This is a genomic window from Isoptericola sp. 178 (assembly GCF_030586525.1).
Classification (GTDB): domain Bacteria; phylum Actinomycetota; class Actinomycetes; order Actinomycetales; family Cellulomonadaceae; genus Isoptericola; species Isoptericola sediminis.
Genome location: NZ_JAUQYN010000002.1, coordinates 1 through 26,206 on the forward strand (window position 1 = coordinate 1; position 26,206 = coordinate 26,206).

A 26,206-nucleotide genomic window follows, 5' to 3' on the forward strand; every position below is an offset into this window, starting at 1 on the left:
CCCCTGCGCGCGGCCTACGGGAGCCGCTGCGCCTGACCCCGCCCTGCGTTGTGTGTATGAAAATCGCGGTCGCGCTGCGCTGCGCTCCCGCGATTCTCATACCCACAACGACGGGGGTCAGGGCAGGACGACGATCTTGCCGGTCTGCTCGCCGGCGGACATCCGGGCCAGGCCGGTCCCGACGTCGGGCAGGGCGATCTCCGAGTCGACGACCGGCCGCACCCCGGTCCGTGCGCAGAACCGCAGCAGCGCGGCGAGGTCCTCGCGCGAACCCATCGTCACGCCCTGCACTCGGAGCTCGTTGAAGAAGACGCGGGTCAGCTCGGCCGGCGGGGCGTCCCCGCTGGTCGCGCCGCACACGACGATCGTCCCGCCCGGGCGCAGGGACCGCACCGAGTGCGCCCAGGTGGCCTTGCCGACCGACTCCATGACGGCGTCGACCCGGGCCGGCAGCCGCTCACCCGGCTCGAGAGCGGCGGTCGCCCCGAGCTCGAGGGCGCGGTCGCGCTTCGCGGCGTCCCGCGAGGTGGCGACGACCTCGAGGCCGGCCGCGGCGCCGAGGACGATGGCGGCGGTGGCGACCCCGCCACCGACGCCCTGGACCAGCACGCGGTCGCCGGGGTGCAGGTCCGCCGCGCGGAACAGCATCCGGTAGGCGGTCAGCCACGCGGTCGGCAGGCACGCCGCCTCGGCGAAGGACAGCTCGGCCGGCTTCGGCACCAGGTTCGCCGTGGGGACGGACACCTTCTCGGCCAGGGTCCCGGGGTACTTCTCGCTGAGCAGCGTGCGCCGCTCCCGCGGCCCGACACCGTGGCCGTCGGCGCCGACGACCCCGTGCACGACCACCTCGGTCCCGTCGGGTGCGACACCGGCCGCGTCCGTGCCGAGGATCATCGGCAGCTGCTCCTCGCGCAGCCCGACCCCGCGCAGCGACCACAGGTCGTGGTGGTTCAGGCTCGCGGCGCGGACCTCGACGGTGGTCCAGTGCTCACGGGGTTCGGGGTCCGGACGGTCGGTGACCTCCAGACCGTCGAGCGGGGAGTCCGGGGCGAAGCGGGCGACGGTGGCAGCAAGCATGCCCCCCAACCTACCCACGGGTGTCCAGCGGAGCGCCGGCACGGCCGTCGCCCGGGTCGGGCCCGATCCCCGCGAGTCAGGCCGTGCCGCGACGAGTCAGGGAGCCGGCTGCGGTTCCTCCGCACCGACGTCGAACAACCAGGCGATGCCGTACCGGTCCGTGAGCTGACCGTAGTAGTCGCCCCACGGCGCCATCTCGAACGGCATGACGTCGGTCGCGCCGTCGGAGAGGCCCGACACGACGCCCCGGACGTACGCCAGGTCCTCCGGGCCTCCGGTCAGCGAGACGGTGATGCCGCGGTTCGGTGCGACGTAGGGGGTCGAGGAGGGGGTGTCGGACGCCATGAGCACCAGTCCGCCGGTGGTGGTCACCGAGCCGTGCATGACGAGGTGTCCCTCGGCCGGGTCGTCGATCATGCCGGGGATGGAGTCGAAGGTGTTGATCTCGACCTCGCCGCCGAGCACCGCCCCGTAGAACTCGAGGGCGTCGCGCGCCTCGGTGCGAAAGCTGAGGTAAGGGGTGAGCCGTGCCATCGTGACCTCCACGGTCGGGTGCTCCGCCGGCGGCGGCACGTCCACGGTAGGTCGCTGCCGGGACGCTCGCGCGGCCGACCGGGGTCGAGGTGTGCCGGTCCACCCTGACTCGCGGAGCCGCGTCAGGCGGGGGAGTGCCGGTCGACGTCGGCCAGGAAGCCGCGGACCAGCGGTCCCATCTGGTCGAACTCCAGCAGGAAGCCGTCGTGGCCGAAGTCCGACCTGATGAGGTGGGTGCCGGTCGCGTGCCGCAGCCCCGCGGCGATCCGGTCGGACAGCACGGGCGGGAACAGCCGGTCGGAGTCGACGGCGACGACGAGCGCCCGGGCCTCGACCTGGGCCAGCGCGGCGTCGACGCCGCCGCGGTCGCGTCCGACGTCGTGGGTCATCATCGACTCGGTGAGGCGCAGGTAGGAGTTGGCGTCGAAGCGACGGGCGAGCTTGTCGCCGTGGTGGTCCAGGTAGGACTGCACCGCGAAGCGGCCGTCGGTCTGGGGGTCCTCCCCGCCCTGGGGGATGCGGCCGAACCGTTCGTCGAGCTCCCGCGCGGTGCGGTAGGTGGTGTGCGCGATCTGGCGCGCGATGCCGAGCCCGGCGTGCGGACCCTCGCCGTCGGGGGCGTCGTAGTAGTCGCCGCCGTTCCACCGGGGGTCGGAGCGGATGGCCCCGAGCTGCGGGTGCGCCCACGCGATCTGGTCGCCGGTCGACTGGGCGCCCGTGGCGATCGAGACGATCGAGCGCACCTCGATGCCCGCCTCGGGGCCGAGCAGCGCCCACTCCAGCACCCGCATCCCGCCCATCGATCCGCCGATGATGGTCGCCCACGACCGGATGCCGAGCAGCCGGGCGAGCTCGATCTCGACGGCGACCTGGTCGCGGGTCGTGATGCGCGGGAAGCGGCCTCCCCACGGGAGCCCGTCCGGGGCGGTCGAGGCCGGTCCGGTGGTGCCCTGGCAGCCACCGAGCACGTTCGGGACCACGACGAAGTACTCGTCGGTGTCGATCGGCGCCCCCGGCCCGATCATCGGCTCCCACCACCCGGCGGTCGCCTGGCCCGGACCCGCGGGGCCCCGCACGTGCGCGTCCCCCGTCAGGGCGTGCAGCACGAGGACGGCGTTGGAGCCGTCGGGGGCGAGCCGTCCGTGGGTCTCGTAGGCGACCCGGACGTCGGGGAGCCGGGTCCCGCTCTCCAGGTCGAACGTGCCGACGTCGCGGAAGTGCCGGTCACCCGCCGGATGGCCCTCGCGCCAGGCACCCGACGCCGGGGCCGGACCGGCGGGTCCACGTCGGGCGCCGCGCGGTGACCTCCAGACCGTCTCGGTACCGGTGAGGTGGGTGGTCGTGGGGGTCATCGTCTCTCCAGGCGGCGGTGCCGGTGCGGGCGGCGGGGTGCGGGCGGACGAGCAGCGCACGCGGCGGGTGGGGCTGCACGGCGTGGAGACGCAGGCAGGCGAACGTGCGCGGGGTCTACGGGCACATTCGACGTGTCATGCCGTCGACGGTAACCAACGGATCTGCGCGTGCCCAGCCCGATCTCACGATGCGGGACCACATGTCGAGACGGTCGGGGACGGGTGGCGAGACGTGGCGCACCTCACGCGACGTACGCTGGGCAGATGGGGGAGACGCGCCGTCGCGTCGTCGAGATCGTCGGCATCTACCACGCCGAGGGCAGCCTGCTCGGCGAGGTCCGGTACGCACTGGGCAGGATGCGCGGCACGGCGCACTGCGCGCTCTGCGACATCACGCACGGGGCCCTCCGGCGCAAGCGGTCCTGGGACGCGTACGTCGCCGGCCTGGGCGTGCCCGTCCGGCTCCTGCACCTCGACGAGATGCCCGACGACGTCGCGTCGTCCGTCGCCCGCACGGGCAGTCCCGTCGTCCTCGGGCGCACCCCGGACGACGACCTCGTCACCCTGCTGGACGCCGATGCCCTCGAGGTCCTGCAGGGTGACGTGGACGCCTTCGCCGGGGCGCTCGCACGGGCCCTGGAAGCGGTGGCCCGCTGACCGTCGTCAGGGCCGGAGCAGGACCTTGGTGGCCCGCCGCTCGTCCATGGCGGCATAGGCCTCGGCGACGTCGGCCAGGGGCATCTCGGCGTCGAAGACCCGACCGGGTCGGATCGCCCCGGACAGGACGTCGTCCAGCAGCTCGGCCATGTGCGTGCGGGCCGGGGCCATGCCGCCGCCCACGGTGATGTTCCGCCGGAACAGGGTCCCGATCGGCACCTGGGAGCCGCCGTGCGGCACCCCGACGAACCCGACCCGGCCGCCGCCGCGCACCGACCCGAGCGCCTGGTCCATCGACTGCTCCGTGCCGACGCACTCCAGGGCCGCGTCGGCGAGCTCGCCACCCAGCAGGTCGCGCAGTGCCGCGACACCCTCGTCGCCCCGCTCGGCGACGACGTCGTCCGCACCGAGCTCGCGCGCGAGCGCGGCCCGGTCCTCGTGGCGCGAGAACGCCACGACGCGGGCGGCGCCGAGCCGCTTGGCCGCGATGACGCCGCACAGTCCCACGGCGCCGTCGCCCACGACCGCCACGGTGTCCCCGGGGCCGACCCCCGCCGAGACGGCGGCGTGGTGGCCCGTCGACATGACGTCGGCCAGCGCCAGCAGGTCCGGCACGAGCCCGGCGGCCTCGAGCTCCTCCTCGCTGCGACCGACCGGGAACAGGGAGTGCTGCGCGAGCGGGATGCGCACGCGCTCGCTCTGCGCGCCGTCGACCGGGTGGCCGTCGCGGTCCGTGGACCCGAAGCCGGTGACGTGGTCGCAGGCGGAGGGGAAGCCGGCGCGGCAGGACTGGCACTCCCCGCAGCTCAGCGAGAACGGCACGATGACGAAGTCCCCGGGGGCCGCGGACGTCACCGCGGCGCCCACCTTCTCGACGACCCCGACCAGCTCGTGGCCGATGGGGTGCGGCTCCCGGGTCCGGGTGACGCCGCGGTAGGGCCACAGGTCGGAACCGCACACGCACGCCGCCACCACGCGCAGCACGGCGTCGTGGTCGGTGTGCAGGACGGGGTCGGGGCGGTTCTCGGCGCGGATGTCGCGCGGGGCGTGGATCATGGTGGCGAGCATGGACCCACCGTAGGCCGACGACGGCGGTGGCACCCGCCGTCGTCGGCCGCGGCCGGAGGTGGCTCCGGTCACCGTCGGTCAGCCGGCGAGCGCCGCCTTGGCGGCCGTGAAGCCGAGCTCGAGGTCCGCGAGGATGTCCTCGACGTCCTCGATGCCCACCGCGAGGCGCACCAGGCCGGGGGTGACCCCGGACAGCGCCTGCTCGGCCTCGGTGAGCTGGCTGTGCGTGGTCGAGGCGGGGTGGATCACCAGCGACCGCACGTCGCCGATGTTGGCCACGTGCGAGTGCAGGCGCAGGGCCGAGACGAACGCCTGCCCGGCGTCCGCGCCGCCGTCGAGCTCGAACGCGAGCACGGCGCCCGACCCGCGCGGGGCGTAGCGCTGCTGGACGGCGTGCCACGGGCTGGACTCGAGGCCGGCGTAGTGGACCGTCCGCACGTCGGCGCGGGCCTCCAACCACTCCGCGACCCGCTGGGCGTTGTCCACGTGCCGCTCCATCCGCAGCGACAGCGTCTCGACGCCCTGGGCGATCTGGAAGGCGTTGAAGGGAGAGACGGCCGCGCCGAGGTCGCGCAGGAGCTGGACCCGGGCCTTGAGGATGTAGGCCAGGTTGGCGCCGAGCGCCCCGCCGACGCCGAGGTCGCGGGCGTAGACGAGCCCGTTGTACGAGGGGTCGGGCGTGTTGAACCCGGGGAACCGCTCGGGGTGGCGGGCGTAGTCGAAGTTCCCCGAGTCCACGACGACGCCGGCCACCGTCGTGCCGTGCCCGCCGAGGTACTTGGTCGCCGAGTGCACGACGACGTCGGCCCCGTGCTCGATCGGGCGCACCAGGTACGGCGTCGCCACGGTGTTGTCGACGATGAGCGGCACCTGCGCCGCGTGCGCGACGTCCGCGACGAGGGCGATGTCGAGGACGTCGTTCTTGGGGTTGGGGATGGTCTCGGCGAAGAACGCCTTCGTGTTGTCCTGCACCGCCGCGCGCCAGGCGTCGGCGTCGTGGGCGTCCTCGACGAACGTCGTGGTGATGCCGAACCGCGGCAGCGTGTGCTTCAGGAGGTTGTAGGTGCCGCCGTACAGGCTGGCGCTGGCGACGACGTGGTCGCCGGCCTCGGCGACGTTGAGGATCGCGAAGGTCTCGGCGGCCTGACCGGAGGCGAGCAGCAGCGCGCCGACGCCGCCCTCGAGGTCGGCGATGCGGTTCTCGACCGTCTCCTGGGTCGGGTTGGTGATGCGCGTGTAGATCGGGCCGAGCTCGGCCAGCGCGAAGCGGTTCGCGGCGGTCTTGGCGTCGTCGAAGACGTACGACGTGGTCTGGTAGATCGGCAGGGCGCGTGCCCCCGTGGCGGGGTCGGGCGTCTGGCCGGCGTGGATCTGGCGGGTCGCGAACGACCAGCGGGGCGTGTCGGTCATGGGTGGCTCCTGGGTTCCGGCGGGCGGGAGGACGGGTGGCGCGCACGTGCTCCCACGGCCGGGCCGACACGGTCCGGGCCGGGCGGCCGGACGTGGGCAGGCGAACGTGCGCTGGGTCAGCGGCACATTCGACGCGTGGTCATGACCCGACGGTAGGCCGGGAGTCTCGCTGAGCGGAAGGGGGTGTCCACCCAGCGAGACGTCCTGGGCGAGATGGGGGCTTTACGGCCTTCTGGCGGTTCGCTAGGTTCGTCGGACGTGGGTCGACAACCGAGGGAGTGGCCGGCGATGGGGCGTGGCGACCGGGGTGTGCGGGGCAGGATCGCGCGGGTGGCGACGGCGGGGGCGGTGACGATGGGCCTGGCGCTGACCTCGGGCGCGGCCGTGGTCCCGGCAGCCGTCGCGGTGGACGGCGTGACGACGATCGAGCTGGACACCGACCATGCGTGGTTCGGACAGATCGCCGACGTGCCGGTCACCGTGACCGAGGGCGGTGCGCCGGCGGAAGGTCACGTCCAGCTCTTCGTGGATGGATCGCGCCAGGTGCCGCTGATCGAGCTCAGCGGGGGCAGGGCCACGCTGCCGCTGTTCACGGATCTCCACACCGTCGGCGTGCACGAGCTCGAGGTCCGGCACCTCGACCCGGACGCGACGTCGGAGTGCCGCTGCGCCTCCTCCGCGACGACGTCGGTGGAGATCCTCGAGCCGTCGGCACCGCTCCTCACGCCCGCGTCGTGGATCCATGGCGCCCCGACCACGCTCCGGTTCGACGTCACGGGGACGGACCTGCCCACCCTCGGGTCCGTCGAGCTGCAGCTGCACGACTCGGTCGCTGCGCAGCTCGTGGACGGCGTGGCCGATCTCGAGATCGCCGGCGACGAGGTCACCGGCTCGATGATCGTGCTGGTGCAGCGCCGGGCCGACGGGGAGGTCCTGACGCGCTGGCGGCTGCCGGTCGACGTCCTGCCGGCTCCGGTCACCGTGGAGGCCGAGATCCCCGGGACCTGGCGCCGGGGCGAGATCGTGCGGATCCCGGTCGAGGTGACGTCCGCTTACGGGACGCCCACCGGGGCCGTCTCGGTGGCCCTGATGGACGACGGCGCGGGAGTCCCGTTGACGCGGGAGAGCCTCGTCGACGGGCGGGCGGAGCTCGCGGTCGACGTCGCGGACCTCCCGGGCGGGGAGCAGCAGATCGAGGTGAGCGTCGCGACGGGAGACGGGTTCGAGAGCACCCGGAAGCAGTACACGGTCGACGTCCTGCCCGCAGCGACGCGCACCGTGGTCTCCACCGCCTCTCGCTGGACGTACGGCACGGGTCGAACCGTCACCGTCGACGTCACGTCCCCGGCCGGGACGCCCGAGGGGCGGGTCGTGCTCTACCAGGCGGGGACCAGGATCGCCGGGGCGGACCTGGTGCAGGGCCACGCGTCCGCGGACGTCCGCGGCAAGAAGGTCGAGCCGGGCCGGCGCACGATCGTCGCGAAGTTCGTCCCGGCCACGCCCGACCATGCAGCGTCGCGCACCTCGTGGACGCAGCGGGTCCGCAAGGCGCAGCCGACCGTGCGGCTGCGCATGAAGCGCACCGCCTACCTGGCGTACGCCGACCTCACGGGCGGCAAGCCGGGCCGGATCGTCGTCCGGACGACGGGGGTGCCCGAGGTGGGCAAGCTGGTGCTGCAGACCCGTGACCCCGCCGCGAAGAACGACGGCTGGCGCTCACGGAAGTCGTGGTGGCTCAGCCGGAGCGAGGACGGGGTCCAGCGGATCAAGGTCCCCGGGCGCTACCTCGACAAGGTCGGCGGGCGGACGGGACGGGTCTATCTCCGCATCCGCTACATCCCCGCCGACAGCGAGCACGTCGCGAAGCGCCGGTCGCCGCGGGTGACGATCTACCACCTCTGACCCGGGCCGCGACCCGCCCGGGACGACGAAGGCCCCCACCCGCCGCAGCGGGTGGGGGCCTTCGTCAGGGCGCCGCGTGGCAGCGGACGCCGGGGTCAGTGGTGGTAGCCGGAGTCCTTCGCGCGCTGGATCGAGCGGTTGATCTCGTGCTCGGCGTCCTCGCGGCCGACCCAGTGGGCGCCCTCGACGGACTTGCCCGGCTCGAGGTCCTTGTAGACCTCGAAGAAGTGCTGGATCTCCAGGCGGTGGAAGTCGGAGACGTCGTCGATGTCCTGGCGCCAGGCGGCGCGCTGGTCGCCCGTCGGGACGCACAGCACCTTGTCGTCACCGCCCGCCTCGTCGCGCATGCGGAACATCCCCAGCGCGCGGCACTTGATCAGGCAGCCGGGGAAGGTCGGCTCCTCGAGCAGGACCATGGCGTCCAGCGGGTCACCGTCCTCGCCGAGGGTGCCCTCGATGAACCCGTAGTCGTCCGGGTATCGCGTCGAGGTGAAGAGCATGCGGTCCAGACGGATGCGACCGGTCTCGTGATCCACCTCGTACTTGTTCCGCTGACCCTTGGGGATCTCGATGGTGACGTCGAACTCCACAGTTCCTCCGCTCTGAAATGCCTGTGCGCCTCCCCAAGTGTGCCATGCAGGGGCGCGCGACGAGCGCGTGAGCGGCGGCTCGGCGCGCTCGCGGTGCGACCCGGGCGTGCGACAATGCGGGCTGACCGAGCCTGCGTGTGACCAGGTTCACGACACCGGGGGAGGATCGCATGGGGTGGCGCCTGAGGGTCGGTGCCGCCGTGACGTCGGTCCTCACGCTGTTCGGCGGGTACCTCGTGGCCGACGCCTACGACGTCGTGCCCGGGATGGTCACGTTCGACCCGCCCCACGAGTCGCCCGCCCCGTTCCCCTCCGCGCCGGGTGCCACCACCGGACCCAGCCCCCGGGTCGCCGTGCCGCCGCTGTCGTCCGAGGCGCCCGTCCCGGACGCCGACGCGGTCGGCCGGCTCGTGACCGACCTCGCCGACGACGAGCGGCTCGGGAGACGGGTGGGCGTGCTGGTCACCGACGCCGACTCCGGCGAGACGCTCGGCGCCCACCGGGCGGACCGCTTCATGGTGCCCGCCTCCACGCAGAAGATCCTCACCGCCGTGGCCGCCTACGAGGGGCCCGGCGGTGACGTCACCCTCCCCACCCGCGCCGTGCTGCAGGGGACCTCCCACGTCGTGCTCGTCGGCGGCGGGGACATGATGCTCGCCCCCGACGCCGGGGACCCCGACGCCGTCAACGGGCGGGCGGGCCTCGGCGACCTGGCCGACCAGGTCGTGGCGGAGCTCGGGCTGACCGGCCCGGACGCCGTCACCGTGTCGGTCGACGACACGCTGTTCCGCGGGCCGGCCGTCGCCCCCTCGGTCCGGGAGAGCGACGCCGACGCCGGGTACGTGGCCCCCGTCGCGGCGCTCGCCGTCGACGTCGCACGGCTGGACGACGACAAGTACGCCCCGCGACAGTCCGACCCGGCGATGGCCGCCGCCGAGACGTTCGCGGACGCGCTCTCGGAGCGGGGGCTCCGGGTGGACGGCCGCGTCGACCGGCAGAAGGCGCCCTCCTCGGCCCGGGAGATCGGGCGGGTCGAGTCCGCGCCGCTGGGGGAGGTCGTCGACTACTTCCTCGTCGAGTCGGACAACACCCTCACCGAGGTGGTCGGCCGGATCGTGGCCGTCGACGCCGGACTGCCCGGCACGGGCTCGGCCGCGGTCAGCGAGGTGATGGCGGTCGTCGAGCGTCTCGGGGTCGACCTGTCGGGTGCCGAGCTGGCGGACCTGTCCGGCCTCGGCACCGGGTCCCGGATGACGTCCCGCCAGCTCGTCGACACCCTGGACCTCGCCGCCCGGGACCCCGCGCTGCGCGAGACCCTCGTCGGGCTGCCGATCGCGGGGATGCAGGGAACGCTCGCGGACCGGTTCGGGACGGGCAACCCCGGGCGCGGGTACACGCAGGCGAAGACCGGCAGCCTGCCCGACACCCGGGCGCTGTCCGGCACCGTGGTCACCTCCGACGACCGGCTGCTGCTGTTCACCGTGATGGCCGACCGGATCCCGGACGGGCAGTCCTGGGGCGCCAACCTCATCATCGACCGCTTCGTCGGCGAGCTCGCCGCCTGCGGGTGCCGTCCCGGGCGCTGACGGGCCCACGTCCGGCGCACGCCCGGCGACCCGCCGTTACGGTGGTCCCGTGACCTCCACCAGCACCCTCGTCGACTGGCAGACCGCGGCCCAGATCGCACGGCGCGTCGGGCGCCCCGGCCCGGTGGCGTCCCGCGCGGAGCTGGACGGCCTCGTCGAGGGGCTGCGCACCGCCGCGCAGGACGCCGTGCCGCACGTGCTGCGGGTGACGCGCATGCGGCCCGCCGACGCCGACGTGGAGCGCGAGCGGGACTCCTCCGGGCGGTTCACCCGGCGCGTCCGGGTCGAGCACGCCGACCTCGGCGACGTCCGCGTCGTCGACCGCGCCACCTGGGCCCGGGCGAACACGACGTCGATGGCCGCGCTCACCGACCCGGTGCTCGCCGGGCTGGACCTGGCCGCCCGTCCCGTCGAGTCCTCCACCGCCCGCCTGGCCGCCGCCGCCGAGGTCGGCGGGCTGCTCGCCCTGCTGTCCTCCAAGGTGCTCGGTCAGTTCGACCCGTACGGTCCCGGGCGACCGACCCTGCTGCTCGTGGCGCCCAACGTGCTCGCCGCGGAACGGGCCATGCAGCTCGACCCGCAGGACTTCCGCCTCTGGGTCTGCCTGCACGAGCAGACCCACGCCCTGCAGTTCGCCGCCGCGCCCTGGCTCGCCGGGCACCTCGCCGACCGCATGGGTGCGCTGCTGCGGGACGTCACCGCCTCGTCGGTCGCGCTCAGCCACGCGCCGCTGCGCGACAAGGTCGCCCTCGTGGGGCGCACGCTGCTCGACGCGGTCCGGGGCGACCTCACCACGCCCGTCGACCAGGTGCTGGGACCGGACCAGAAGGAGCAGCTCGCCGAGATCACCGCCGTCATGGCCCTGCTCGAGGGGCACGCCGACGTCATGATGGACGCCGTCGGACGGCGTGTGGTGCCGAGCGTGCGCACCATCCGGTCGCGGTTCGAGAAGCGTCGTGACGGCGAGGGTGCGCCGCGGGTCGACGTCGTGCTGCGCCGGGTGCTCGGCATGGACGCCAAGATCGCCCAGTACCGCGACGGGGCCGCGTTCGTGCGGGCCGTCGAGGAGAAGGTCGGCCGGGACGGGTTGAACGCCGTCTGGGCCGAGCCCGGGAACCTCCCGAGCGCGCGCGAGATCTCCGACCCCCGCGCCTGGGTGCGTCGCGTGCACTCCTGAGAGTCCCGTGCCCCGCATCGACCCGGCGCTCGCCGCCGTCCGCACCGCCGTCCGCGCCGACCTCGCCGACCTGGGCCCGGACGACCTGGTGCTGGTCGCCTGCTCGGGCGGCCCCGACTCCCTGGCGCTCGCCGCCGCCGTCGCGCACGAGGCGCGCCGCGTGGGCCGGTCGGTGCGCTCGCGCGGGTACGCCGTGCGAGCGGGCGCCGTCGTCGTCGACCACGGTCTGCAGCCCGGGTCGGACGCCGTCGCCGAACGCGCCGCGCAGCAGTGCCGCGCCCTGGGGCTGGACCCGGTCGTGGTGCGGGAGGCCGCGGTCGTCGGGACGCGCGACGGCGCCGAGGGTGCGGCCCGCGCGGCGCGGTACGCCGCGCTGGAGGCCGTCGCGCAGGAGACGGGCGCGACCGCGGTGCTCCTCGGGCACACCCTCGACGACCAGGCGGAGCAGGTCCTGCTCGGGCTCGCGCGCGGCAGCGGCGCGCGGTCGCTCGGCGGCATGCCGGCGCGCCGGGGACGGTACCGCCGTCCGCTGCTCGGGCTGCGGCGCGCGCAGACCGCCGCGGCGTGCGTCGCGAGCGGTCTCGAGCCGTGGCACGACCCGACGAACGACCCGGACGCCGTCCACGGCGGACCCGTGCCGCTGCGGTCGGCGGTGCGCGGACGGCTGCTGCCGGTCCTGACCGACGTGCTCGGCCCCGGCGCGGTGGAGGCGCTCGCCCGCAGCGCCGACCAGCTCCGGGACGACGCGGCCGTGCTCGACGCCCAGGCCGCCGATCTCCTCACCCGTGCCCTGCCCGACCCCGGCACGGCCGTGGCCGAGGACGGGCCCGCCGGTGACGGGGCCGCCCTCGTGCTCGACGTCGCACCGCTGGCCGCCGCACCGGCCGCCCTGCGGCGGCGGGCGCTGCGGGAGGCGGCGCTCCGGGTCGGGTGCCCGCCCGGGACGACGACGGCACGGCACGTGGACGCGCTCGACGCGTTGGTGGTGCGCTGGCGCGGCCAGGGGGAGGTGCACCTGCCCGCGGACGTCCGGGCCACGCGGGACTGTGGCAGGCTGTTCCTGCGGCCGTCGGTGACGGGACCGCGTCACCCTGCCCCGCACCCCGAGGAGTAGCCCCGTGGACAAGTCGGACGTCGCCGGCGACCTCGCCGACATCCTGATCACCGAGGAGCAGATCGGCACCCGCCTGGACGAGATGGCGGCGCAGATCGACGCCGACTACGCCGGCAAGGACGTGCTCCTCGTCGGCGTGCTCAAGGGCGCGGTCATGGTCATGGCCGACCTGTCCCGCCGGCTCCACCACCCGCTGGAGATGGACTGGATGGCGGTGTCGTCCTACGGCTCGGGCACCAAGTCCTCCGGCGTGGTCCGCATCCTCAAGGACCTCGACACGGACCTGACCGGCCGTGACGTCCTCATCGCCGAGGACATCATCGACTCCGGTCTGACCCTGTCGTGGCTCGTGCAGAACCTGCGGTCCCGCGGTCCGGCGTCCGTGGAGATCGCGACGCTGCTGCGCAAGCCCGACGCGGCCAAGGTCGACGTCGACGTCCGCTACGTGGGCTTCGACATCCCCAACGAGTTCGTCGTCGGCTACGGCCTCGACTACGCCGAGAAGTACCGGAACCTGCCGTTCATCGGGACCCTGGCGCCGCACGTCTACTCGTGACGCCTGACGCCCTGGGCGAACAGGCGCGGGAACTTTCCGCGGTCCCGTGTAGTTTCGTAGGTCGAACCATCGCCCGACCGAAGGGAAGCGGGGCACGCCCCCGTCACGGATGAACTTCAAGAAGATCTTCAGCGGACCGCTCATCTGGATCGCGCTCGGCCTCATCCTGGTCGCGCTCGCGTTCTCGGCCTTCTCCGGTGAGCGGATCGAGCGTGTCGAGACGTCGCAGGGCCTGGAGCTGCTGTCCGGCGACACGGTCGACCACGCGCTCATCGTGGACGGCGACCAGCGCGTCGAGCTCGAGCTCAGCGAGCCCTACGTCGTCGACGAGGGGACCGAGGACGAGCGGGACCTGGGCGAGAAGGTCGACTTCTTCTGGGTGGCGCCGCAGGGCGAGGACGTCGTCGCCGCCGTCGAGTCCGCGGATCTGTCCGAGGGCTACGACACCTACGTGCCGCAGCCGTCGTTCCTCGGCTCGATGCTCTCCTTCCTCGTGCCGTTCCTCATCATCCTCGTCGTCTTCTGGTTCGTCCTGTCGCGCATGCAGGGCGGCGGGCGCAACGGTGTCATGGGCTTCGGCAAGTCCCGGGCGAAGATGATCACCAAGGACACCCCGCAGGTGACGTTCGCCGACGTCGCGGGCGTGGACGAGGCCGTCGAGGAGCTGCACGAGATCAAGGAGTTCCTCTCCGAGCCGGAGAAGTTCCAGGCCGTCGGGGCGAAGATCCCCAAGGGTGTGCTGCTGTACGGCCCGCCCGGCACGGGCAAGACGCTCATCGCCCGCGCCGTCGCGGGAGAGGCCGGGGTGCCGTTCTACTCGATCTCCGGCTCGGACTTCGTCGAGATGTTCGTCGGCGTGGGCGCATCGCGCGTGCGGGACCTGTTCGAGCAGGCGAAGAACAACTCGCCCGCGATCATCTTCGTCGACGAGATCGACGCCGTCGGCCGGCACCGCGGCGCCGGCATGGGCGGCGGGCACGACGAGCGCGAGCAGACGCTGAACCAGATGCTCGTCGAGATGGACGGGTTCGACGTCAAGACGAACGTCATCCTCATCGCCGCGACGAACCGCCCCGACATCCTCGACCCCGCGCTGCTGCGCCCGGGCCGCTTCGACCGGCAGGTCGCCGTCGAGGCGCCGGACCTCAAGGGGCGCGAGCACATCCTGCAGGTGCACGCCAAGGGCAAGCCGATGGTCGAGTCCGTCGACCTGGCGGCCGTGGCGCGCCGCACGCCCGGCTTCACCGGCGCCGACCTGGCCAACGTGCTCAACGAGGCCGCGCTGCTCACCGCCCGCTCCGGGGCGCAGCTCATCGACGACCGGGCGCTCGACGAGGCGATCGACCGTGTGCTCGCCGGCCCCCAGAAGCGCACCCGGGTCATGAAGATCAAGGAGCAGAAGATCACGGCGTACCACGAGGGCGGCCACGCCCTGGTGGCGGCCGCGATGCGGTACACCGACCCGGTGACGAAGGTGACGATCCTGCCCCGTGGACGTGCTCTCGGGTACACGATGGTCATGCCCACCGAGGACAAGTACTCGACCACCCGCAACGAGCTCCTGGACCAGCTCGCCTACGCCATGGGTGGGCGCGTGGCCGAGGAGATCGTGTTCCACGACCCCACCACGGGTGCGAGCAACGACATCGAGAAGGCCACCGCCATCGCCCGCAAGATGGTGATGGAGTACGGCATGAGCGAGAAGGTCGGCGCGCTCAAGCTCGGCTCCGCCTCGTCCGAGCCCTTCCTGGGCAAGGACATGGGCCACCAGCGCGACTACTCGGAGGCCGTCGCGGGGACCGTGGACCACGAGGTCCGCAAGCTCGTCGAGGCGGCGCACGACGAGGCGTGGGAGGTGCTGACCCAGTACCGCGACGTCCTGGACGAGCTCGTGCTGCAGCTGCTGGAGAGCGAGACCCTGAACCAGGCCGAGCTGGCCGAGGTCTTCGCCCCGGTGAGCAAGCGCCCGGCCCGCGACGTGTGGCTGTCCAGCACCGAGCGCACCGTGCACACCCGCGGTCCGGTGATGACCGAGGGCGAGAAGGCCGCCTACGCCACCAACGGCCACGCCGGCGGGCTGCCGCAGGACGAGGCCGCCGTCGTCGGCAACGTCGAGGCCGAGGCCGCGGCGTCGCGCACCGTCGACGAGCGTGTCGCGCGGCCCTCGGGCGACGACGGCACGACCGCGGAGCGGTCCGACGGCGAGGAGGCCTGAGTGGCCGAGCCGGATCTCCCGCTGTCGCCGGTCTCCCTCGGGATGCGGTCGGCGTCGGAGGTGCCGCCCTACGACCCCGAGCGGGTGGAGGCGGCGATCCGTGAGCTGCTGATCGCCGTCGGGGAGGACCCCGACCGCGAGGGCCTGCGCGACACGCCCGCACGGGTGGCGCGCTCCTACCGGGAGATCTTCGCCGGGCTGCACCGCGAGCCGGAGGACGTGCTGACCACCACCTTCGACCTCGGTCACGAGGAGCTGGTGCTGGTCAAGGACATCGAGGTGTACTCCACCTGCGAGCACCACCTGGTGCCGTTCCACGGCGTCGCCCACATCGGCTACATCCCCAGCGCCGACGGGCGGATCACCGGGTTGTCGAAGCTGGCGCGGCTCGTCGACGTCTACGCCAAGCGTCCCCAGGTCCAGGAGCGCCTGACCACGCAGGTCGCGGACGCGCTGGTGAGCATCCTCGACCCGCGGGGCGTCATCGTCGTCGTCGAGTGCGAGCACCTGTGCATGTCGATGCGGGGCGTCCGCAAGCCCGGCGCCCGGACGGTGACGTCCGCCGTGCGGGGGCAGCTGCAGGCCACCGCGACGCGTGCCGAGGCGATGAGTCTGATCCTGGGGCGCTGACGCATGAGGACGCGCGACGTCGCCGTCGCCGGGCTGCCGGAGCTGTCGGGGACAGGACGCTGCCTGGTGATGGGTGTGGTCAACATCACGCCGGACTCCTTCTCCGACGGCGGGGAATGGTTCGAGCCGGAGGCCGGCGTGCAGCACGGGCTCGACCTGCTCGCCGAGGGCGCCGACGTCCTGGACGTCGGCGGGGAGTCGACCCGTCCCGGGGCGGACCGGGTGACCGAGGCGGAGGAGCTGCGTCGCGTCATCCCGGTGATCGGGCGCCTCACCGCCGCCGGTGCCGTGGTGTCGGTCGACACGACGCGGGCCGCCGTCGCCGAGCGTGCGGTCGCCGCCGGCGCGCGCCTGGTCAACGACGTCTCCGGCGGCCTCGCCGACCCCGAGATGGCCACGGTCGTGGCCGAGACCGGGGTGCCGTACGTGGCGATGCACTGGCGGGGGCACAGCGACGTCATGGACTCGCTGCAGGACTACGACGACGTCGTGGCCGACGTCCGTGACGAGCTCGCCGCGCGCGTCGCCGCGCTGCACGACGCCGGGGTGGCCCCCGAGCAGGTCGTGCTCGACCCGGGCCTGGGTTTCGCCAAGTCCGGTGCGCTGAACTGGCCGCTGCTCGCCCACCTGGACGCGTTGGAGTCGCTGGGGCGACCGCTGCTCGTGGGTGCGTCCCGCAAGCGGTTCCTCGGGCACCTGCTGGCGGGTGTGCACGGCACGGCGGACGACCAGCCGGTACCGCCCGGCGCCCGGGACGACGCCACGGCCGCGATCTCGGCGTTGGCTGCACACGCCGGGGCGTGGTGCGTGCGCGTCCACGCCGCGCGTGCGAGCGTTGACGCCGTACGAGTGGCGGCCGCCTGGAGGCAGGCCGAGACGATGGAGGGCACCGCGTGACATTCGCCGACGCCGTGACGGGGTCGGACGGCCGACCCCTCGACCAGATCAGACTGACGGGCGTGACCGCCACCGGCCACCACGGCGTGCTGCCGGAGGAGCGCGCCGAGGGGCAGACGTTCCGCGCCGACGTGGTGCTGCACCTGGACGTGCGGGCCGCTGCCGGTGCCGACGACCTCGCGGCGACGGTCAGCTACGCCGAGGTCGCCGAGGACGTGCACGACGTGCTCTGCGGTCCGCCGGTCGATCTCGTCGAGACGCTGGCCGAACGGGTCGCCGCCGTCGTGCTGGAGCACCCGGCGGTCCAGGCCGTCGACGTGCGGGTGCACAAGCCGGAGGCGCCCATCGCCGTCCCGTTCGACGACGTCGAGATCGTGGTGCGCCGCGACCGGGAGCACCGGCCGTCGGTGCCGGCGCTCCCTGCCGGGTCGCCGGTGCAGGTCTCGTCGTCCGGCCCCGCCCCGGAGCCGGCGGCTCCCGCGGTGCCACCGCCTCCGGCCCCGCCGCAGCCGGTCGCGGGGACACCCGCGTCCGCGCCGGTGCCGGTGCCGTCGGCGGCCGTGCCCGCCCCGGCCCCGTCGCCGTCCGCCGGTTCGGTGCCGTCCGCCTCGTCGGTGCCGACGCCCGCCGTGTCCGTGCCACCGGCGCCCGAGCGTCCCGTCGCGGAAGCACCCGTTCCCGCACCGCGCGCCCCCGAGCCCGCCGTGCCGGAGTCGTCGGCCGCCGAGTCCTCGCCCGTGGCGGAGGTGGCGATCGTGGAACCGGAGCACGTGCCCGCCCCGGCCGTCGACCCCCTGGACGCGGTGCCGGAGGCCCCCGTCGAGGCGGTGATCGCCCTCGGAGCGAACCTGGGTGACGCCCAGGGCACGCTGCGCGAGGCGGTGACCGACATCGACCGGGTCTCGGGGGTGCAGGTGATGGAGGTCTCGCCGCTCGCCCGCACGGTCGCTGTCGGCCCCGAGCAGCCGGACTACCTCAACGCCGTGCTGCTGGTGCGGACCACGCTGCCGGCCCGCGGCCTGCTGGGCGTCTGCCAGGACGTCGAGATGCTGCACGGCCGGGTCCGCGAGGAGCGCTGGGGTCCGCGGACGCTGGACGTCGACCTCATCCAGTACGACGACCTGACGTCGACCGCCGAGGACCTGGAGCTGCCGCACCCCCGCGCGCACGAGCGGGCGTTCGTGCTGGTGCCGTGGGCGGAGGTCGACCCGCAGGCCGTGCTGGGCGGGCTCGGCGGCGGTTCGGTCGCCCAGCTGGCCGCGACGGCCCCCGACCGAGCGGGCATCCGGTGGCTCGCGCTGGACTGGTTGACCGGACCGGCCGCCACCGGGACGGTGCCCGCGGAGCCGGAGCCGGAGCCGGAGCCGGAGCCGCAGCCGGAGGCGGGCCGCCGGCCGGAGGCGGACCCGCCTCCGGCCGGGGAGCAGTCCTCGACCTCGGCGCCGGCCACCAGCGCGTTCCCGGCGCAGGCCGCGCCGTCGGCACCGGTCCCGTCCGCGGACCCCTCCGCCGAACCGTGGCGCGAGCCGTCGGGCGAGCTGCCCCGGCGGGAGCCGTCGGCCCGGCTGCCGCAGCGGGACACCCCCGCCGAGCTGCCGCGGCGGGAGCCGTCGACCGAGCTGCCGCAGCGGAGGGAGACCTCCGGCCAGGTGCCGCAGGTCCAGGAGCCACGCGGTTTCGTGGCGGCCGCCGGGATCCACGCCCCGATCCCGCCCGCCCCCGACGCCGAGCACCCGGAGCGCTCCTGACGTGCGGCGTACCCGTGTCCGGACCCTCGCGGCCGTCGCGGTCGGCGTCGCCGCCGTCGGGCTGCTGCTGCTGAGACTGCTCGAGTCCCGGGGGATCTTCGTCCCCGGCGCCGCCTGGGTGGAGGTGGCGGCTCTCGTCCTGCTCGCCGGTCTCGTGCTGTGGGCCGGTTGGGCGGTCCGGTCCTACCTGCGCGGTGACCGCCCCGACCTGGACCCGCTGCGCGCGGCGCGCACGTTCGCCATGGCCAAGGCCGCGGCGTACACGGGGGCCTTGCTGGCCGGCCGGTACGTCGCCTCCGTGCTGCTGGTGCTGCCGCAGCTGGACGTGGAGCCGCGCCGGGGGGTCGCCGTCACGTCGGGGGTGGCCGCGCTGGCCGCCGTGGGGCTCGCGGTCGTGGGGCTCGTCGTCGAGAAGTTCTGCGAGGCGCCGCCTCCCGAGGAGGACGACGGGACCGAGGCGGTCCCGTCCTGAGACGGCGCGGGCCGTCCCGTGCCGCTGTTCTGCGAAGATGGGGACATGACACACCCCGCACCGGGTCCGGCCGACCCGTTCGACCCGCCGGGCGTGACGTGGGACCGGGTGTCGCCCCGGCTGATCCCCGCGCGTCTGGTCGTCGTGGGCATCTGGCTCGGACTGCCGCTCGTCGCCACGGTCCTCCTCGCCGTGCTGGTCACCCCGTGGCTGTGGATCGCGACCGCCGCGCTCGTCGTGCTGCTCGCGTGGGTCGGGGTGCTGGTGCCCCGGCAGGTCCGTGCCATCGGGTACGCCGAGCGTGACGACGACCTGCTGATCCGCAGCGGGATCCTGTTCCGCGAGCTGGTCGTGGTGCCCTACGGACGGATGCAGTTCGTGGACGTCACGGCCGGCCCCCTGGACCGTCGGCTGAACATCGCCAAGGTCCAGCTCCACACGGCCTCGGCCAGCACGGACGCCGAGATCCCGGGGCTGACGCCGGACGAGGCCGAACGTCTGCGTGATCGTCTGACGGCGCGCGGCGAGGCGAGGCTGGCCGGCCTGTGAGCGCTGCGGAACCGACGCCGGACGTCCCCCGGACGGCACCGGCGCGCGAGTGGCGACGGGTGCACCCCATCACGCCGGTCGTGCGCGGCTGGGCCGTCATCGCGGTGCTGCTGTTCGTCGTGGGGCAGCAGCTCGCCGAGGGTGTCGAGTACGCCGACGCCGTGGTCGACGGCGTGGCCCAGGTGTGGTGGATCGTGGTCGTCCTCGTGGTGGTCCTGCTGGCGGTCATCTTCGGCGTCTCGGCGCTGGCCTGGCGCATGACCTCCTACGCGGTGGACGACGACGCCGCGCACCTGCGGCGGGGCATCCTCTTCCGGCAGCAACGCCACGCGCGCCTCGACCGCCTGCAGGCCGTCGACGTCCGCCAGCCGCTGCTGGCGCGGCTGTTCGGGCTGGCGGAGCTGACCCTCGAGGTCGCCGGCGGGTCGGACTCCGGGGTGGTGATCGGGTTCCTGCGGCTCGACGACGCCAAGCAGCTGCGGGCCGAGCTGCTGGCGCGCGCGGCCGGCGTCAAGGCGCGTCGCACCGACGGGCAGACGGTCGGTGCCGGCGACGGCGCGGGAGGGGCGGCGTCGCCCACCGCCTCGTCCCACGACTCGCCACCGGCCGAGGTCGCCGAACCGGCGCAGGAGGCACCCGAGAACCTGGTCTACGAGGTGCCCCCGGGCCGGCTGGTCGTCTCGCTGCTGCGCCTGCCCGCCGTGTGGATCGCGCTGGCCGTGCTGATCGGCCTCGTCGTGTTCGTCGCCGCCACGCAGGCCGTCGGGGTGCTGTTCTCGATGCTGCCGGTCGCCCTCGGCGTCGGGACGTTCCTGTTCAACCGCTTCGCCGGCGAGTTCGGGTTCCGGGCGGCGATCTCCCCGGACGGGATCAGGCTGCGGCACGGGCTGCTGGAGACGCGGGCGCAGACGATCCCTCCCGGGCGGGTCCAGGCGCTGGAGCTCACCCAGGGGCTGTGGTGGCGGGGCAAGGACTGGTGGCGGATCACGGTCAACGTGGCCGGCTACGGCAGCGAGGACCAGAACGGTACGCAGAACGTGCTGCTGCCGGTGGGTCCTCGCTCCGAGGCACTGGCGGCCCTGTGGCTGGTGCTGCCCGACCTCGGGGCCGACGAGCTGACCGAGCTGCTGGACGAGGGCCTGGCGGGCGACAGCCGGACCGACCGGTTCTTCACGACGAGCCCGCGGAGGGCCCGGTTGCTGGACCCGCTCAGCTGGCGGCGCAACGGGTTCGCGGTCGCCGACCGTGCGCTGCTGCTGCGTGGCGGACGCCTGACGCGGCGACTCTCCGTGGTGCCGCACGAGCGGACCCAGTCCCTGGGCCTCGAGCAGGGGCCGTGGCAGCGCGGCCGGGGCCTGGCGACCTTCGCGGTGCACTCCACGCCGGGACCGGTGACGACCCGGTCCCACCACCTCGACGCCCCCGACGCGGTGCACCTGCTGAGCGAGCAGGCGGTCCGCGCGCGCTCGGCCCGGGCGCACCAGGTGCCGGAGCGGTGGATGGAGCGGGTGGCGCCCCTGGCGAGGTCGCGGCCCACCGACGGCGACGCGGAGGAGACCCCGTGACGGCGCCGGAGACGACCCGCCCGGGTCGGCTCGGGGTCGGCGTCGTCGGCGCCGGCCGGGTCGGGGCCGTGCTGGGCAGCGCGCTGCGGTCGGCCGGGCACGCCGTCGTCGGCGCCTCCGGGGTCTCGGACGCCTCGCACGAGCGGATCGAGACGATGCTGCCCGGCGTGCCGCACCTGGAGGTGCCGGAGATCGTCGAGCGGTCCGAGCTGGTGCTGCTGGCGGTGCCCGACGACGCGCTCGCCGACCTCGTGTCCGGTCTGGCCGACGTCGGCGCCTGGCAGCCGGGCCAGATCGTCGTGCACACCTCGGGCCGCTACGGCACGGGGGTGCTGGGGCCCGCGCAGCGGGCGGGTGCGATCCCGCTGGCGATCCATCCCGCGATGACGTTCACCGGGACCTCGCTGGACCTGGCCCGGCTGTCGGGCTGCACCTTCGCCGTCACCGGACCCGGGGCGGTGCTGCCCATCGGGCAGGCGCTCGTGGTCGAGATCGGGGGCGAGCCCGTCGTCGTCGACGAGGCGTCCCGGGGGCTCTACCACGCCGCGCTGGCGCACGGGGCGAACCATCTGGTGGTCCTCGTGGCCCAGGCGGCGCAGGCGCTGGAGGCCGCCGGGATCGAGCACCCGGGCCGGGTGCTGGCCCCGCTGCTGGGCGCCGCCCTCGACGGGGCGACCCGCGCGGCGGACGTGCGCGACGGCGAGGGCCCCGGGGCGATCGCGGCGCTGACCGGCCCGGTCGCCCGGGGGGACGCCGGCACGGTGACCACCCACCTGGAGGTCCTCGGGGACCTCGCGGCCGACACGGGGGCGACGGACGTCCCCGACAGCTACACGGAGCTCGCCCGCGGGGCCGCGCGGCGCGCGCTCGCGAGCCACCGCATCGACGACGCGGCAGCACGGGCGCTGCTGGACGTCCTCGGCGAACCGCCCAAGGGGGACTCATGACCGCACCTGCCGACCGGGCGACGTCGTCGTCCGCCGACACCGACGGGGTCGTCGCACGGACCCGTACCGAGCTGCGGGACGCGCTCGCCGCGTGGACGCTGGGCGGGGCCGACCCGACCGACCGCCGTGCCGTGGTGATGACGATGGGGGCGCTGCACGCGGGGCACCTGGAGCTGGTCCGGCGTGCCCGGGCCGAGGTCGGCCCCGGCGGGCAGGTGGTGGTGACGATCTTCGTCAACCCGCTGCAGTTCGGCGAGGGCGAGGACCTGGACGCCTACCCCCGGGACCTGGACGGCGACCTGGAACGGCTCGCCGAGGTGGGGGCGGACGTCGTCTTCGCGCCGACGCCGGACGTCGTCTACCCCGACGGCGACCCGATCGTGCGGGTGTCCGCCGGTCGGATCGGCGAGGTGCTCGAGGGGGCCTTCCGCCCCGGGCACCTCGACGGCGTGCTGACCGTGGTGCTGAAGCTGATCCAGCTCACCCGCCCGGACGTCGCGCTGTTCGGCCAGAAGGACGCCCAGCAGCTCCTCGCCGTCCGCCGCATGGTGCGTGACCTGGACCTGCCGGTCGAGATCGTCGGCGTGCCCACCGTGCGTGACGAGGACGGCCTGGCGCTGTCGTCCCGCAACACGTACCTGTCCGCGGGGGAGCGGGACGCGGCCCTGGCGCTGTCGCGCGCGCTGCGGGGCGGTGCGGTGGAGGCCGAGGCCGGGCACGGCGCCGCGGCGGTGCTCGCGACGGCGTCGGGAATCCTCAACGCGGTCCCCGACGTTGTGGTGGACTACCTGGCACTCGTCGACCCGGATACTGTGGAGGAGGTAGCCGGTGACCACACCGGTCCCGCCCTGCTGCTCGTCGCCGCGCGCGTGGGCACCACACGACTGATCGACAACCAGGCCGTGGATGTCGTCGCGTCCTCCGCGGAGGACGAAACCGCAGGCCAGGAGGCAACCCCGTGACTGACCAGACTGCATCGTCCGTGGGCACGACCCCGGCGGACCGCCGGACCGGTACGCGCCGCGCGGCGTCCCTGCAGCGCCCGATGATGATCGGCAAGATCCACCGCGCGACGGTGACCCAGGCCGACCTGCACTATGTGGGATCCATCACGGTCGACACCGACCTGCTGGACGCCGCGGACCTGATCCCCGGCCAGCAGGTCGACGTCGTGGACGTCGACAACGGCGCCCGCCTGACGACGTACGTCATCCCCGGTGAGCCGGGGTCCGGCCAGATCAGCATCAACGGCGCCGCGGCGCACCTCGTGCACCCCGGCGACAAGGTCATCATCATCGCCTACGGCATGCTCTCGGACGCCGACGCCCGCTCGTTCCTGCCGAACGTCGTGTTCGTCGACGGCGAGAACCGGATCGTGGACGTGGACGACGACCCCGGGCAGGTCCCGGACGGCTACGGGCTCGTCAGCTCGGGTATCCCTCTCGGCGCGCGGTGAGTCCGGACCGGCTCGCCCGTTCCCTCGTCGCGCCCGCCCCGGGCTGGACGACGCGCGCGGACGCGGTCGTCGTCGGCTCGGGGATCGCCGGACTCACGGCGGCGCTCGAGCTGCGGGCCCGGGTGCCGCACGTCCTGCTGGTCACCAAGGGCGCGCTGTCCTCGGGGTCGACCGTGTGGGCGCAGGGCGGGATCGCCGCCGTCCTGCACCCGGACGACACCCCGGAGGCGCACCTGCACGACACGCTCGAGGCCGGCGGTGGCCTGAGCGACCCGGAGGCCGCCGAGGTCCTGGTCACCGAGGGCCCGCAGCGGGTGCACGAGCTGGTGGCTCGCGGGGCCAGCTTCGACCGTGCCGACGACGGCGGGATCGCGCTCACCCGGGAGGGCGGCCACCGGGCCGACCGGATCGCGCACGCGGGCGGTGACGCCACCGGGGCCGAGATCTCGCGCGCGCTGGTGGCGCAGATCGAGGCCGTGCGGCACGACCCGGGGATCGAGGTGATCTCCAACGCACTGGTCCTCGACGTGCTCACCGGGGCGCCGGACGCCGCGGGGGAGCGCCCGGTGGCCGGTGTGACGCTGCACGTGCGCGGCGAGGGGTCGCGCGACGGGGTCGGTGCCGCGCTGGCCCCGGTCGTGGTGCTGGCGACCGGGGGCGTGGGGCAGGTTTTCCGCTCCACGACCAACCCGCCCGGGGCGACCGCGGACGGCATCGCGGCGGCGTTGCGTGCCGGTGCCGTGCTCGGCGACCTGGAGTTCGTGCAGTTCCACCCCACGGTGCTGTGGCTGGGTGCCGGAGCCCGGGGCCAGCTCCCGCTGATCAGCGAGGCGGTGCGTGGCGAGGGTGCGCTGCTGCTCGACGTGAACGGGCACCGGTTCATGCCGGACGTGCACCCCATGGCCGAGCTCGCGCCCCGAGACGTCGTGGCGCACGCCATCGTGCGGCAGATGGCGGCGACCTCCGCCGACCACGTGCTGCTGGACGCCCGCGCCCTGGGGGCCGACTTCCTGCGTCGCCGGTTCCCGGGGATCACCGCCCGGCTGGCCGACCACGGCATCGACTGGACGGAGGAGCCGGTGCCGGTGGCGCCGGCCCAGCACTACCACTCCGGGGGTGTCGTCACCGATCTGCACGGCAGGTCGTCCGTCCCGGGGCTGTACGCGGTGGGGGAGGTCGCGTGCACCGGCGTGCACGGCGCCAACCGACTGGCGTCGAACTCGCTGCTCGAGGGACTCGTGTTCGCCCACCGGGCGGCGGCCGACGTGGTGGCGCGGTTCGAGACCGGGGAGCTGTCCACGGCCCCGGACCCCGTGGAACGGCCCGGCGGCTCGGCGCTCGTCGCCGCGGCCGCACGCTCCCGCATCCAGCGCATGACGTCCGAGGGGGCGGGGCCGATCCGCACGGCGGAGTCCCTGGCCCGCGCGGACACCGCCCTGGCGGGCGTGACGACCTCGGCCCACGGGGACGTCGGCGTGGTGGCGGCCCCGCAGGTGGCCGAGTGGGAGACGACGAACATCCACCAGGTGGCACGCGCCCTGGTCCGGGCCGCCGCGGTGCGGACCGAGAGCCGGGGCGGTCACTTCCGCGCGGACTTCCCCGACCGCGACCCCGCCTGGGAGCGGCGCGTGACGGTGGCGCTGGAGGACGACGGCACCCTCACCGCCGGCTGACCCGCGAGTCAGGCCTGACTCGCGCGGGTCAGGCCTGACTCGCGCCGGGTCAGGACGGTTCGCGCCGGGTCAGTGCAGGTCGAGGGCCAGGTCGAGGATCGGCGCCGAGTGCGTCAGGGCCCCCACCGACAGGTAGTCCACCCCGGTGAACGCGACCTCGCGAGCCCGCTCGACCGTGAGGTTGCCCGTCGCCTCGAGCTCGACGTGCGCCGGTACGCCGTCGTGGCCCTGGCGGTCCCGGACCGCCGCGACGGTGTCCGCCAGCACCTCGGTCGGCATGTTGTCGAGCAGCAGGAAGTCCGCACCCGCGTCCAGCGCCTCCAGGGCCTGCGCGGTCGTGTCCGCCTCGACCTGCACCAGCACGTCGGGGAACGCCGTGCGCACCGCGGTGACCGCCGCGCTCACCGATCCCGCCGCGACGACGTGGTTGTCCTTGACCATCGCGACGTCGTACAGACCCATCCGCTTGTTCGTGCCGCCCCCGGCGCGGACCGCGTACTTGTCCAGGGCGCGCAGGCCCGGCGTCGTCTTGCGGGTGTCGAGCACCTGCGCCCCGGTGCCGGCCAGCTCCCGGGCGAACGCCGCCGTGGCGGTCGCCACACCGGAGGCGCGCGAGGCGAGGTTGAGCAGGGTGCGCTCGGCCACCAGCAGCACCTGGGTCCGCCCGGTGAGGCGGGCCAGCACCTGCCCCGGCACGACGGCGTCCCCGTCCTGGGTGTGGAACGTCACGTCCGGGGTCGGCAGACCGAGCCGCGAGGCGGTCTGCCGCAGCGTCTCGGCGACGACGACGAGCCCGGCGACGGTTCCCGCCGCACGGGCCACGAGGTCGGCGGTCCCCGTGGCCGACGGCGGGATCGTGGCCTGCGTGGTCACGTCACGACCAGGGGCGGGACCGAGGTCCTCGTCCAGCGCGGTCTCCACCGTGCGGCGGATCCAGTCGGGATCGAGGCCCGGGTCGACAGCGGACGGCGTGGTGCGGACCGGGAGGGCGTCGGGCGTGCTCACGGCGACACGGTACTGCCCGGGTGTCC

At 74.4% G+C, this 26,206-nt stretch carries 24 protein-coding genes; 17 read left to right on the forward strand and 7 right to left on the reverse strand.

The window, feature by feature from the left end; genetic code table 11:
* Positions 1-117: 117 nt before the first annotated feature.
* The 3 genes from Q6349_RS04625 to Q6349_RS04635 all read right to left on the reverse strand — a co-directional run bounded on the left by Q6349_RS04625 (position 118) and on the right by Q6349_RS04635 (position 2,963).
* A complete protein-coding gene (locus Q6349_RS04625) occupies positions 118-1,077 on the reverse strand; it encodes a zinc-binding dehydrogenase (RefSeq protein WP_304603097.1) in 960 nt (319 codons plus the stop codon).
* Between the two features lie 96 nt (positions 1,078-1,173).
* Complete coding sequence (locus Q6349_RS04630; protein ID WP_370375396.1) at positions 1,174-1,656, reverse strand: VOC family protein; 483 nt, start codon at positions 1,654-1,656, stop codon at positions 1,174-1,176.
* Positions 1,657-1,733: 77 nt separating this feature from the next.
* On the reverse strand, positions 1,734-2,963 hold the full coding sequence (locus tag Q6349_RS04635; RefSeq protein WP_304603098.1) for a homoserine O-acetyltransferase: 1,230 nt from the start codon (positions 2,961-2,963) through the stop codon (positions 1,734-1,736).
* A 264-nt stretch (positions 2,964-3,227) separates the two neighbouring features.
* Between Q6349_RS04635 and Q6349_RS04640 the strand changes: the two genes are divergently transcribed.
* Positions 3,228-3,620 (forward strand): hypothetical protein, encoded by a 393-nt coding sequence (locus tag Q6349_RS04640; protein ID WP_304603099.1) that lies wholly within the window; start codon positions 3,228-3,230, stop codon positions 3,618-3,620.
* A gap of 6 nt (positions 3,621-3,626) precedes the next feature.
* Here the strand turns inward: Q6349_RS04640 and Q6349_RS04645 are convergent, their stop codons facing one another.
* Together Q6349_RS04645 and Q6349_RS04650 are read right to left on the reverse strand one after the other, a co-directional pair.
* The gene (locus Q6349_RS04645) at positions 3,627-4,688 is read right to left on the reverse strand and encodes a zinc-dependent alcohol dehydrogenase family protein (RefSeq protein ID WP_171245591.1); all 1,062 of its coding nucleotides are present in this window, start codon (positions 4,686-4,688) and stop codon (positions 3,627-3,629) included.
* A 78-nt stretch (positions 4,689-4,766) separates the two neighbouring features.
* Positions 4,767-6,098: a bifunctional o-acetylhomoserine/o-acetylserine sulfhydrylase gene (locus tag Q6349_RS04650; RefSeq protein WP_304603100.1), complete on the reverse strand. Its 1,332-nt coding sequence runs from the start codon at positions 6,096-6,098 to the stop codon at positions 4,767-4,769.
* Positions 6,099-6,428: 330 nt separating this feature from the next.
* On the opposite strand from Q6349_RS04650, the gene Q6349_RS04655 reads away from it, so the two are divergent.
* Positions 6,429-8,000, forward strand: coding sequence for a hypothetical protein (locus Q6349_RS04655; protein ID WP_304603101.1), 1,572 nt, complete (start codon positions 6,429-6,431; stop codon positions 7,998-8,000).
* A 95-nt stretch (positions 8,001-8,095) separates the two neighbouring features.
* Here the strand turns inward: Q6349_RS04655 and Q6349_RS04660 are convergent, their stop codons facing one another.
* Complete coding sequence (locus tag Q6349_RS04660) at positions 8,096-8,590, reverse strand: inorganic diphosphatase (protein WP_171245588.1); 495 nt, start codon at positions 8,588-8,590, stop codon at positions 8,096-8,098.
* Positions 8,591-8,760: 170 nt separating this feature from the next.
* Here Q6349_RS04660 and Q6349_RS04665 point away from each other — a divergent pair, with 170 nt between their 5' ends.
* The 15 genes from Q6349_RS04665 (at position 8,761) to Q6349_RS04735 (ending at position 25,175) form a co-directional block, all read left to right on the forward strand.
* The gene (locus tag Q6349_RS04665; protein WP_304603102.1) at positions 8,761-10,176 is read left to right on the forward strand and encodes a D-alanyl-D-alanine carboxypeptidase/D-alanyl-D-alanine-endopeptidase; all 1,416 of its coding nucleotides are present in this window, start codon (positions 8,761-8,763) and stop codon (positions 10,174-10,176) included.
* Between the two features lie 49 nt (positions 10,177-10,225).
* Positions 10,226-11,353 (forward strand): zinc-dependent metalloprotease, encoded by a 1,128-nt coding sequence (locus Q6349_RS04670; RefSeq protein WP_304603103.1) that lies wholly within the window; start codon positions 10,226-10,228, stop codon positions 11,351-11,353.
* Positions 11,354-11,360: 7 nt separating this feature from the next.
* Entirely contained in the window at positions 11,361-12,467 is a 1,107-nt protein-coding gene (gene tilS / locus Q6349_RS04675) for a tRNA lysidine(34) synthetase TilS (protein ID WP_304603104.1), read from the forward strand.
* A 4-nt stretch (positions 12,468-12,471) separates the two neighbouring features.
* Positions 12,472-13,023 carry a hypoxanthine phosphoribosyltransferase gene (hpt, locus tag Q6349_RS04680; protein WP_304603105.1) on the forward strand — a complete coding sequence of 184 codons (552 nt, stop codon included), beginning with the start codon at positions 12,472-12,474 and terminating at the stop codon, positions 13,021-13,023.
* A gap of 109 nt (positions 13,024-13,132) precedes the next feature.
* Positions 13,133-15,238: an ATP-dependent zinc metalloprotease FtsH gene (gene ftsH, locus Q6349_RS04685; RefSeq protein ID WP_304603106.1), complete on the forward strand. Its 2,106-nt coding sequence runs from the start codon at positions 13,133-13,135 to the stop codon at positions 15,236-15,238.
* Between the two features lie 42 nt (positions 15,239-15,280).
* Complete coding sequence (gene folE, locus Q6349_RS04690; RefSeq protein WP_171245932.1) at positions 15,281-15,868, forward strand: GTP cyclohydrolase I FolE; 588 nt, start codon at positions 15,281-15,283, stop codon at positions 15,866-15,868.
* A gap of 3 nt (positions 15,869-15,871) precedes the next feature.
* The gene (folP, locus tag Q6349_RS04695) at positions 15,872-16,765 is read left to right on the forward strand and encodes a dihydropteroate synthase (protein WP_171245582.1); all 894 of its coding nucleotides are present in this window, start codon (positions 15,872-15,874) and stop codon (positions 16,763-16,765) included.
* A gap of 14 nt (positions 16,766-16,779) precedes the next feature.
* Entirely contained in the window at positions 16,780-18,513 is a 1,734-nt protein-coding gene (gene folK / locus Q6349_RS04700; protein WP_304603771.1) for a 2-amino-4-hydroxy-6-hydroxymethyldihydropteridine diphosphokinase, read from the forward strand.
* 1 nt (position 18,514) lies between these two features.
* Positions 18,515-18,985 carry a DUF3180 domain-containing protein gene (locus Q6349_RS04705; RefSeq protein ID WP_304603107.1) on the forward strand — a complete coding sequence of 157 codons (471 nt, stop codon included), beginning with the start codon at positions 18,515-18,517 and terminating at the stop codon, positions 18,983-18,985.
* Between the two features lie 45 nt (positions 18,986-19,030).
* Positions 19,031-19,534, forward strand: coding sequence for a PH domain-containing protein (locus Q6349_RS04710; protein WP_304603108.1), 504 nt, complete (start codon positions 19,031-19,033; stop codon positions 19,532-19,534).
* Positions 19,531-21,099, forward strand: coding sequence for a PH domain-containing protein (locus Q6349_RS04715; RefSeq protein ID WP_304603109.1), 1,569 nt, complete (start codon positions 19,531-19,533; stop codon positions 21,097-21,099). Before Q6349_RS04710 ends, Q6349_RS04715 begins: the two co-directional genes overlap by 4 nt.
* The gene (locus tag Q6349_RS04720; protein WP_304603110.1) at positions 21,096-22,046 is read left to right on the forward strand and encodes a Rossmann-like and DUF2520 domain-containing protein; all 951 of its coding nucleotides are present in this window, start codon (positions 21,096-21,098) and stop codon (positions 22,044-22,046) included. Before Q6349_RS04715 ends, Q6349_RS04720 begins: the two co-directional genes overlap by 4 nt.
* On the forward strand, positions 22,043-23,008 hold the full coding sequence (gene panC, locus Q6349_RS04725; RefSeq protein ID WP_304603111.1) for a pantoate--beta-alanine ligase: 966 nt from the start codon (positions 22,043-22,045) through the stop codon (positions 23,006-23,008). The genes Q6349_RS04720 and panC overlap by 4 nt, the downstream gene beginning before the upstream one ends.
* Positions 23,009-23,091: 83 nt before the next feature.
* Entirely contained in the window at positions 23,092-23,502 is a 411-nt protein-coding gene (gene panD, locus Q6349_RS04730) for an aspartate 1-decarboxylase (RefSeq protein WP_246246266.1), read from the forward strand.
* On the forward strand, positions 23,499-25,175 hold the full coding sequence (locus Q6349_RS04735; protein WP_304603112.1) for an L-aspartate oxidase: 1,677 nt from the start codon (positions 23,499-23,501) through the stop codon (positions 25,173-25,175). The genes panD and Q6349_RS04735 overlap by 4 nt, the downstream gene beginning before the upstream one ends.
* 69 nt (positions 25,176-25,244) lie before the next feature.
* Here the strand turns inward: Q6349_RS04735 and nadC are convergent, their stop codons facing one another.
* Positions 25,245-26,180 carry a carboxylating nicotinate-nucleotide diphosphorylase gene (nadC, locus tag Q6349_RS04740; protein WP_304603113.1) on the reverse strand — a complete coding sequence of 312 codons (936 nt, stop codon included), beginning with the start codon at positions 26,178-26,180 and terminating at the stop codon, positions 25,245-25,247.
* Between the last annotated feature and the right edge of the window lie 26 nt (positions 26,181-26,206).